The organism is Collimonas fungivorans, from assembly GCF_028292705.1.
Lineage (GTDB): Bacteria > Pseudomonadota > Gammaproteobacteria > Burkholderiales > Burkholderiaceae_D > Collimonas > Collimonas fungivorans_B.
The window spans coordinates 1-9,472 of sequence record NZ_JAQGLV010000315.1 but is presented as its reverse complement, the minus strand read 5'-3'; the positions used below and the strand labels follow the sequence as shown (position 1 = coordinate 9,472).

General features: G+C 60.8%; 10 protein-coding genes and 1 pseudogene. 8 read left to right on the top strand and 3 right to left on the bottom strand.

What is annotated here, in order from left to right; all coding sequences use genetic code 11:
• From JWQ61_RS17700 to JWQ61_RS17690, 3 genes and pseudogenes are all read left to right on the top strand, one after another.
• A pseudogene (locus JWQ61_RS17700) lies at positions 1-295 on the top strand (amino acid dehydrogenase); the annotation flags it as partial.
• A 45-nt stretch (positions 296-340) separates the two neighbouring features.
• Positions 341-1,417: a 4-hydroxyphenylpyruvate dioxygenase gene (gene hppD / locus JWQ61_RS17695; RefSeq protein ID WP_120236397.1), complete on the top strand. Its 1,077-nt coding sequence runs from the start codon at positions 341-343 to the stop codon at positions 1,415-1,417.
• A gap of 201 nt (positions 1,418-1,618) precedes the next feature.
• Positions 1,619-2,707: a porin gene (locus JWQ61_RS17690; protein ID WP_014005547.1), complete on the top strand. Its 1,089-nt coding sequence runs from the start codon at positions 1,619-1,621 to the stop codon at positions 2,705-2,707.
• A 46-nt stretch (positions 2,708-2,753) separates the two neighbouring features.
• On the opposite strand, the gene JWQ61_RS17685 is transcribed toward JWQ61_RS17690, so the two are convergent.
• The 3 genes from JWQ61_RS17685 to modA all read right to left on the bottom strand — a co-directional run bounded on the left by JWQ61_RS17685 (position 2,754) and on the right by modA (position 5,121).
• Positions 2,754-3,431, bottom strand: coding sequence for an ATP-binding cassette domain-containing protein (locus JWQ61_RS17685; protein WP_304361669.1), 678 nt, complete (start codon positions 3,429-3,431; stop codon positions 2,754-2,756).
• 10 nt (positions 3,432-3,441) lie between these two features.
• Positions 3,442-4,119, bottom strand: a complete 678-nt coding sequence (gene modB / locus JWQ61_RS17680) for a molybdate ABC transporter permease subunit (protein ID WP_304361668.1) — start codon at positions 4,117-4,119, stop codon at positions 3,442-3,444.
• A 228-nt stretch (positions 4,120-4,347) separates the two neighbouring features.
• Entirely contained in the window at positions 4,348-5,121 is a 774-nt protein-coding gene (gene modA / locus JWQ61_RS17675; protein ID WP_304361667.1) for a molybdate ABC transporter substrate-binding protein, read from the bottom strand.
• Positions 5,122-5,302: 181 nt separating this feature from the next.
• On the opposite strand from modA, the gene JWQ61_RS17670 reads away from it, so the two are divergent.
• The 5 genes from JWQ61_RS17670 to JWQ61_RS17650 form a co-directional block, all read left to right on the top strand.
• On the top strand, positions 5,303-5,671 hold the full coding sequence (locus tag JWQ61_RS17670) for a winged helix-turn-helix domain-containing protein (RefSeq protein ID WP_304361666.1): 369 nt from the start codon (positions 5,303-5,305) through the stop codon (positions 5,669-5,671).
• A gap of 65 nt (positions 5,672-5,736) precedes the next feature.
• A complete protein-coding gene (locus tag JWQ61_RS17665) occupies positions 5,737-7,512 on the top strand; it encodes a ClcB-like voltage-gated chloride channel protein (protein WP_304361665.1) in 1,776 nt (591 codons plus the stop codon).
• Between the two features lie 153 nt (positions 7,513-7,665).
• Positions 7,666-7,920, top strand: coding sequence for a GlsB/YeaQ/YmgE family stress response membrane protein (locus tag JWQ61_RS17660; protein ID WP_061539663.1), 255 nt, complete (start codon positions 7,666-7,668; stop codon positions 7,918-7,920).
• Complete coding sequence (locus tag JWQ61_RS17655; RefSeq protein ID WP_304361664.1) at positions 7,920-8,465, top strand: hypothetical protein; 546 nt, start codon at positions 7,920-7,922, stop codon at positions 8,463-8,465. Before JWQ61_RS17660 ends, JWQ61_RS17655 begins: the two co-directional genes overlap by 1 nt.
• A 162-nt stretch (positions 8,466-8,627) precedes the next feature.
• A partial coding sequence (locus tag JWQ61_RS17650; RefSeq protein WP_304361663.1) for a 23S rRNA (adenine(2030)-N(6))-methyltransferase RlmJ occupies positions 8,628-9,472 on the top strand: 845 nt, incomplete at its 3' end.

Genomic DNA, 9,472 nt, shown 5'->3' with positions numbered 1-9,472 from the left:
CAGCGATATTTTCTACGGTCCGATTTATGAATACGCCGACGCCAAGGTCGCCGTGATCCCGGATTTCGTCGCCAACTGCGGCATGGCGCGCGCCTTCGCGTTCCTGATGCAAAGCGAGGTGGAAATTTCCGACGAAGCCATCTTCGGCGACGTTTCGGCCACTGTGGCTGCGGCGCTGGAAAAATGCCACGGCCGTTCGGCCAGCCGTACCGGCATCGCCAAAGTCGCTTTTGAAATCGCCTTGCAACAACTGATTACGCCAGAAACCTCGGAATCAGCTGCTACCCGCAGCTGATCCGTTTAGACCCAGTCCACCAGACTTTATTTGCAGGAGTACATCATGTCCGATCTGTTTGAAAACCCCATGGGCCTGTGCGGCTTTGAATTTGTCGAGTTCGCCTCGCCCACCCCGAACGTGCTCGAGCCGGCGTTCGAAGCCATGGGCTTCTCCAAGGTGGCGCGCCACCGCTCCAAGGATGTGACCCTGTATCGCCAGGGTGATATCAATTTCATCATCAATTACGAGCCCAAGAGCCCCGCCTATTATTTTGCCAAAGAGCATGGCCCGTCCGCCTGCGGCATGGCGTTCCGCGTCAATGACGCGCACCTGGCATACCAGCGCGCGCTGGAGCGCGGCGCCGAGCCGATGGAAATCAACACCGGCGTGATGGAACTGCGTTTGCCGGCGATCAAGGGCATCGGCGGCGCGCCGTTGTATCTGATCGATCGTTTCACTCCCGGCAAGTCGATCTATGACATCGATTTCGAATTCATCGAAGGCGCAGAGCGCAACCCTGCCGGCGCCGGCCTGAAAACCATCGACCACCTGACCCACAATGTGTACCGCGGCCGCATGGCGCACTGGGCGGCGTTCTACGAGCGACTGTTCAATTTCCGCGAAGTCCGTTATTTCGACATCAAGGGCGAGTACACCGGCCTGACCTCCAAGGCGATGAGCGCGCCGGACGGCAAGATCCGCATCCCCTTGAATGAGGAGTCGTCCAAAGGGTCGGGCCAGATCGAAGAGTTCCTGATGCAGTTCAACGGCGAAGGGATCCAGCATATTGCTTTGCAAACTGACAACCTGGTGCAAACCTGGGACGCCCTGAAGAAGATGGGTACGCCGTTCATGACAGCGCCGCCGGCAACCTACTATGAAATGCTGGAAGGGCGCTTGCCGAACCATGGCGAGCCGACCGCCGAGCTGCAGATGCGCGGCATCCTGCTGGATGGCGTCTCGAACCAGGACGGCCAGCGCCTGCTGCTGCAAATCTTCTCGGCGACTACCTTGGGCCCGGTGTTTTTCGAATTTATCCAGCGCAAAGGCGACGAAGGCTTCGGCGAAGGCAATTTCAAGGCGCTGTTCGAGTCGATCGAACGCGACCAGATACGCCGCGGCGTACTGAAATCTGAATAAACATAGTTGGGTTTTAACAACAACTTGTTTTGGGGGAAAGTTGTGCTGATATGATGTCTGCTCAGCTTTACCCCCGGCAACGCTGAAATGGCAGCGTAACGTAGTAGCAGTGGCGGTAAAGCGATGGCAAGGCGACGTGGGAGCAGGCGTCGCCAGGCTGTCGAATAAAATCTAAAAAATGTTTAACTTACGGAGAGATGCATGAAAAAATATTCCTTGATGCTGGTAGCGGCAGGTTTGGCCAGCGGGAGCGCGATGGCCCAGACTAATGTCACGATCTACGGCATTGTCGACACCAGCATCCGTTATCTCAGCAGCGATAACGCAGCCGGGCAAAAAAACTTTGTCATCACCAATGGCGCGATCTCGAACAGCCGTATCGGCTTCAAGGGTACTGAAGACCTGGGCGGCGGCCTGAAAGCGATTTTCCGCCTGGAGAACGGTTTCAATTCCGATACCGGCAGCATGTCCAGCGCCAATACCTTGTTCAGCCGTCAATCCTACGTAGGCCTGAGCGGTTCTTTCGGCACGGTCACCCTGGGTCGCCAGCAAACTCCGCTGTTTGATCTGATGGCGGACCATTTCGATCCGCTGACCGTCGGCAACTACGACCAGAATGCATGGATGCCGGCCGGCGCCACCCTGATCCGCAATTCGAACATGCTGAAGTACTACGGCACGTTCGGCGGCCTCGCTGCAGGCATCAGCTATGCTGCCGGCGAGAAGGCCGGTTCGGTCAAGCTGGGCAGCCAGATCGGCGGCACCCTGGCCTATACAGCCGGCCCGTTCGCCATCGGCGGCGGCTTCCAGCAAACTGTCAGCCCGACCAATTCGGACTGGAAAGACACTGCCTACAACCTGAGCCTGTCCTACACGCTGGGCGCGGCCAAGCTGTTCGGCGGCTACTATCGCATCAAGGACAGCACCGGCACGACCCCGGCATATTTCGGCGTCACCAACAGTGCGGCTTCGATCAATGGCGGCATCGGCGGCGTCGAGCGCAAGGACGATGCTTACTTCCTGGGCGCGACTTACCAGGCCACTCCGGCCTGGTCGCTGACTGCGGCCGGCTACTATGACAAGAGCAAGAACGTCACGGTCGCCACGTTGGGCAACCTGGGCGACGGCACCCGCTACGCGCTGGTCGGCGTGGCGGAATACGCTTTGTCCAAGCGCACCCAGGTCTACGGTACGGTCGACTACAACAAGGCCAAGAATGCGGCCTTGTCGGAACTGGTTGGCAAGGATAGCGTGACCGGCGTTGCGGTCGGCATCCGCCACATTTTCTAAGCAAAGAAACCCGGCGATAAAAAGCGCAGCTTCGGCTGCGCTTTTTTTATGTCCTGGCCGGCGGTGCGATCATGCCGTCGCGGATCTCGAAGATCTCGTCGCCCAGCAGTGCCAGGTCGGCTGGGTCGTGGGTGATTACCATCATCGGTACGTTCAGCTGTTTTTGCAGCTCGGACAGTTCACGCCGCATGCGGTCGCGCAAGTTCAGGTCCAGCGCCGAAAACGGTTCGTCCAGCAGCAGGATGTCCGGTTCCAGCGCCAGCGCCCTGGCCAGAGCCACGCGTTGCCGCTGGCCGCCCGACAGCTGGTGCGGATAACTGTTGGCGGCCGCGCTCAGTTCGAACGAGGCCAGCCATTTCCTGACGACCGGATGGTCGTGCGGGCGGCGCAGGTTGAAGCAGCCCGGGCGCAAGCCGAACGCCACGTTCTGCGCCACGGTAAGGTGCGGGAACAGCGCATAGTCCTGGAACAGGTAGGCGACCTTACGCTGCTGCGGCGGCAGGCAAATGCCGCCGGCGCTGTCGAACAGGGTGTTTTTCTTGAGGCGGATCAGGCCTTCATCGGGCGTCAGCAAACCGGCGATTGCCTGCAAGGTCAGGCTCTTGCCGGCGCCGGAGGGGCCGTACAGCACCACACGGTCGCTCTCGGTATGCAGCGCGATATCGAGATTGAAGCCGCGGTCGTTGGCCTGCAGATGCTTGCGTATGTTGATCTCGATAGTCATAGGAAATTCGTCATGACTGCCTGCGCTGCTGGCTTTTCGGCAACAGGCGGCCGGCGATCAGCAGCACCACGATGCAAGTGGCCGAAGTGATCAGCACCAGCAGGTTGGCGGTCTGGTCGTCACCGGCCTGCACCGCTTCATAAATGGCGACCGACAAGGTCTGGGTGCGGCCCGGCAGGTTGCCGGCGATCATCAGGGTCGCGCCGAATTCTCCGAGCGCGCGTGCAAACGCCAGCAATACGCCGGCGGCAATGCCCTTGGAAGCCAGCGGCAAGGTGACGCGGAAGAACACACCGGCTTCCGATACGCCCAGCACGCGCGCAGCATTTTCCAGCTGCACGTCGACATTGTCGAAAGCGGCGCGGGCCGATTTGAGCACCAGCGGAAAGGCGACGATAGTGGCGGCGATCACTGCGCCCTGCCACGTGAACACTAGCTGGATGCCCCATTTTTCCAGCCAGACGCCGAACACGCCGCGGCGGCCCAGCAGCACCAGCAAGTAATAGCCGAGCACGGTCGGCGGCAGCACAAGCGGCAGGGTCAGGATGGCGTCGACCAGATCGCGCGCCGGCGAGCGCCAGCGCGATAAGCCATAAGCGGCGGCGACGCCGAACAGCATGTTGAGCAGGGTGGCCCAGCCTGCAACTTTCAACGACAGCAGCAGGGCAACCCAGACACCGCTGTTCATGGCTTCTGCTTTCTATTCACTACTAACCTTTGCCGCTGTCCGGGGAGCTTGACGATAACACTAGTGGACTGTAATAGCTGAATCGAGAGTGAAGGGCACGTATCCGGCGCATAGGGCAAGGCGCACAGCGGAGCAATAGCAGGACTATTGCGAGCATGTGCAACGCCGCCATGCGCGTCGGATACGTGACAGGCGCTCTTGATTTGGCTGTTACAGTTCACTTGGTCATCAGGGTTTCAAGAAGCCGTAGCGCGCCAGCGTGGACTGGCCGGCCGGCGACAGTACATAGGCGACGAACTTGGCAGCCATGTCGGCCTGCTTGGTGTTGCTGGTGACGGCGATCGGATAGCTGACCGCGGTTTGCGAAGGCACCTGCAATGCGACCTTGACCTTGTCCGGCATGATCGCGGCGTCGGTGGAGAATACAAAACCGGCGTCGACCTCGCCGCGTGCTACATAGTCCAGGCTCTGGCGCACGTTTTGCGCCGGCACGCCCTTGGCGGCAACGGCGTCCCACAGGTTGGCGTGTTCCAGCGCGGCCTTGGTGTAGCGTCCGACCGGCACCGAAGCTGGATTACCGTAGGCGACGCGCTTGACCGCCGGCTGCGCCAGGTCCTGCAATTGCTGTATGCGCAGCTGGCTGTCGGCCGGCACGATCAGCACGATCTGGTTGTTTGCAAAGTTCTTGCGGCTGGCGGCCAGCACGGCTTTTTCGGCTTCCGCCTTGTTCATGGCTTCCTGGTCGGCCGAAGCGAAGACGTCGGCCGGCGCGCCTTTGATGATCTGCTGCAGCAAGACATCGGAGGCGGCGAAGTTGAGGATCACCTTGGTGTCGGGGTTTTGCGCTTCAAATGCCTGGCTGAGATCCTTGAAGGCGTTGGTCAGGCTGGCGGCTGCCGAGACCACCAGGTCGGCCGCATGGACTGCCGGCGTCAACAGCAACAGGGGCAGGGCGCTGGCAAGGATCAGGCGTTTAATCGAGTAATTGCAGCGGCGCAACATGGAATATCTCCTGGGTGGTGGGTGGCAAGCAGATGGCAAAATCGGGCAACATCGAAATATATGGCAGGATATAGCGTAGGTCAACTTTAAAACACGGAGTCAATGCGAAATCCTGCCGGCATGGCGAATATGCCAACAAAATACCTGATTTGCCGCCTGCCTCCTTGCTACAATCCCGCATATGGCAAATTCCAAATCGGTTCGGCTCAGAGTGTTGCAGGGCGATGCAATCGCCTTCGGTCCAGGCAAGGCAGCGCTGCTGCTGGCCATCCATCAAAGCGGTTCGATTTCCGCGGCGGCACGTTCGCTGGGCATGTCATATCGCCGCGCCTGGCTGCTGGTCGAAGCGATGAACCAATGCTTCATGTCGCCGCTGGTGGCGACAGCGACCGGCGGCGCCAAAGGCGGCGGTGCGCAAGTGACGCCGATAGGGCACGAAATCCTGGCGCGCTACCAGGCCATGCAGAACAAGGCGGAAGCAGCGGTTGCCACGGATATGGCGTACTTCGGCGCTCTGATGGCGGCGCCGGACAATCCTGCGGGCGCTTGAAACGGTAGTATTCCAGTCACTATTCCAATCACTGTCCTAATCACATCAGCTCGCCACCACACACCATGCCCTCAAGCAGCACTGTACGTAGCAACGCAGGCAGCACGCTTTTAAGATACCGGATCCGCCTGCAACGCCTGTTCCATTTTTCCGAAAGCCATTCGATGCTGCTGTGGGCCGCGGTGGTCGGTTTCCTGGGCGCGCTGGCGACGGTGTTGTTCCGCGAGTGCATCTATGGCTTGCAGCAGCTGCTGACCGGCCACAGCGGCAGTTTTGTCGCCATGGCCAAGAGCTTGCCGTGGTCAATGCGTTTGCTGCTGCCGGCCGCGGGCGGCCTGCTGGCCGGGGCGATCCTGGTGCTGGCGAAGCGCGTGCCCTCCAGCGCCACCTCGGATTACATGGAAGCGGTAGCGATCGGCGACGGCAACATCCCGGTGCGGCAGAGCCTGCTGCGCAGCCTGTCGTCGCTGGCGACGGTGGTCTCCGGCGGTTCGATCGGGCGCGAAGGTCCGATGGTGCAGCTGGCGGCGCTGGCGGCGTCGCTGGTGGGCCGCTTCACCCACTTCAGCCCGGCCCGCTTGCGCCTGCTTGTGGCATGCGGCGCGGCGGCCGGGATCACTTCGGCTTACAACGCGCCGATCGCCGGCGCTTTTTTCGTCACCGAAATCGTGCTGGGCGCGATCGTCATGGAAAGCTTCGGGCCGGTAGTGGTGGCGTCGGTGGTGGCCAACATCACCATGCGCGAGCTGCCCGGCTACCATCCGGCTTACGAGATGCCGCCGTTCCCGCCGGTCGCCGGCATCGAGATCCTGTGGTTTGTGCTGCTGGGCATCATGGCCGGCATCGCCGCGCCGCAATTCCTGCGCTTGCTGGCGTTCTCCAAGCATATGTTTACCAGGACCGCCTTGCCGCTGCCGCTAAGGCTGGGACTGGGCGGCTTGCTGGTAGGTCTGATTTCGGTCTGGATGCCCGAAGTCTGGGGCAACGGCTACAGCGTGGTCAATTCGCTGCTGCATACGCCCTGGCTGTGGTGGAGCGTCCTGCTGGTGCTGGTGCTCAAGGTGCTGGCCACCGCCATCACCACCGGTTCCGGCGCGGTCGGCGGCATCTTCACGCCGACCTTGTTCGTCGGCGCCGCCATCGGTTATCTGTTCGGCCAGCTGCTGCACATCGTGCTGCCCGACCTTACCTCGGCGCCGTTCGCTTACGCCATGGTGGGCATGGGCGCTTTCCTGGCGGCGGCCACCAGCGCGCCGCTGATGGCGATCCTGATGATTTTCGAGATGACGCTGAGCTACCAGGTGGTGCTGCCGCTGATGCTGTCCTGCGTGGTGGCTTATTTCATCGCGCGCAGCATCAACGGCGCTTCCATGTACGACATCACGATCAAGCGCAATCGCGATGCGCAGGAACGGGTGCGCCTGCGCGGCATCCACATGAACGAACTGATCCGGCCGGCCGATACGGTGCTGCCGCTGACGGCGCCGTTTGCTGAAATCAGCGGCCTGTTCCTGAAATATCCGGTGAAATACATCTATATCGTCGACCAGCGCAATCGTTATTGCGGCGTGGTGGCCTTGCAAGACATTACCTCCTGTCTGCTGGAGAAGAGTGAAACGCAGGGGAAGGTGGCCGCCGATTTCATACGGCGCGAGTTCCTGCATGTGGTGACGCCCGAGATGTCGCTAGGCGACGCCTTGCAATCCTTCCTCGATCACCAGGGCGAGCGGCTGCCGGTGGTGCGCAGCCATGAAGACCCGGAACTGCTGGGCGCGGTCTACAAGACATCCTTGCTGGATGCTTACTTCAGGCTGGACCGGTCGCAGGAACTGCATGCCTGAATAGTGTTGCCGAGACAATATTTTACATAAATTAGCACTCATTTAGTACGCAATCGCTGCGCGCGGCCGGAGTTTGCTCTATATTGGACGGCGGGTCACCGGCTTCGCCCGAGGCAGCCGCCCCGCAAACAATATCAACTCTTAGGAGCAGCAATGGGAATTCTGTGGACAATCATCGTAGGTTTCGTAGTCGGAGTGATTGCTAAATTTCTTCATCCGGGGAAGGAGAACATGGGTCTTATCGTGACTACCTTGCTGGGCATTGCCGGTTCGTTTTTGGCGGGCTACATCGGCCAGGCCCTGGGCTGGTACCAGGCCGGCCAGGGTGCGGGTTTTATCGGCTCGATCGTCGGCGCCTTGATCCTGTTGCTGATTTACGGTTTTGTCAAAGGCAAGGCGGCCAGCTGATGCTGGATACCTGGCGCGATCGGCTGCCTGGACGCAAGAAACCGTCCAGGCAGGCTGAGCTGGTCCTGATTCCCGCTACCGAGCATGCGCTGCACGCGGTGCGCCATCGCTGCCGGCAAATGGTGGCGAAACGGGCCTTGCTGTCGGCCGGGGCTTCGGCGCTGCCGGTGATGGGCGTCGATATCGCGGTCGACATCCACCTGCTGTCGCGCCTGATCGAAGACATCAACGCCGAGTTCGGCCTGACGCCGCAGCAGATCGACAAACTCCAGCCGAAACTCAAGGTGGCGACCTACAGCACCATCGTCGGCCTCGGCAGCACGCTGATCGGGCGAGCGGTGACGCGTGAACTGATGCTGAAAATCCTGACCCGCAGCGGCGTCAAGGTGCTCTCCAAGAATGCTACCCGGCTGGTGCCTATCGCTGGCCAGATGGTGTCGGCGGCGATCGGCTTCTCGGCCTTCAGGGCCATAGGCAACCGCCATATCGAAGCCTGTGTCGCGGTGGCGGAAGAGATGTTGAAAATGCAATCTTCCATCGAATAGCTTTTTCTTATCGATTGCCGCGATGGTAGAATGCGGGTCGTTTGCGCACGGGCGCCATGTACTGCGCAGCTCCCGGGCCATCTACACCATACCTTTACACAGCAGCCGACCGGCGCTTTGATGTAGAGTGTGGCAACACACTTCACCACGATAGAGTTTCCTATGTTGAGTTACCGCCATGCCTTCCATGCGGGCAATCATGCCGACGTGCTGAAGCACTTGGTCACCATCCAGCTGTTGCGCTACCTGGGCCAGAAAGACACCTCCTACATGGTGATCGATACCCATGCCGGCGCCGGCGTGTATGCGCTGGACGGCGGTTATGCGTCGAAAAACGCCGAGTTCGAGACTGGCATCAGCCGCCTGTGGGACCGCAAGGACCTGCCGCCGGCGGTGGCGGAATATCTGCACGTGGTGCGGCAGCTGAACCCGGACGGCAAGCTGAAGTTCTATCCCGGTTCGCCGTATTGCGCCGACGCCACCATGCGCGAGCAGGATCGCCTGCGCCTGTTCGAACTGCATCCGAGCGACAGCAAGATCCTGACCGACAACTTCCGCCGCCTGGAAGCCGAGCGCGAGCGCGGCAATGGCCGCGGCAAGCGCGTCATGATCCAGCAGGGCGACGGTTTCCTCGGCCTGAAATCCTTGCTGCCGCCGCCGTCGCGGCGCGGCCTGGTCCTGATTGATCCGCCGTATGAGGTGAAAGAAGATTACCGCCACGTCAAGAACACCATCGAAGATGCGCTCACGCGTTTCTCCACCGGCACTTACGCCGTCTGGTATCCGCTGCTGAACCGCATGGAATCGCGCCAGATGCCGGACAAGCTGAAGCGCATGAAAGCCAACGGCTGGCTGAACGTCACGCTGACGGTGAAGACGCCGTCGCCGGACGGCTTCGGCCTGCACAGCAGCGGCATGTTCGTGATCAACCCGCCGTGGACGCTGGAGCCGATGCTGAAAGAAGTGATGCCCTACCTGGTGAAAGTGCTGGGCACCGATTCCGGCGC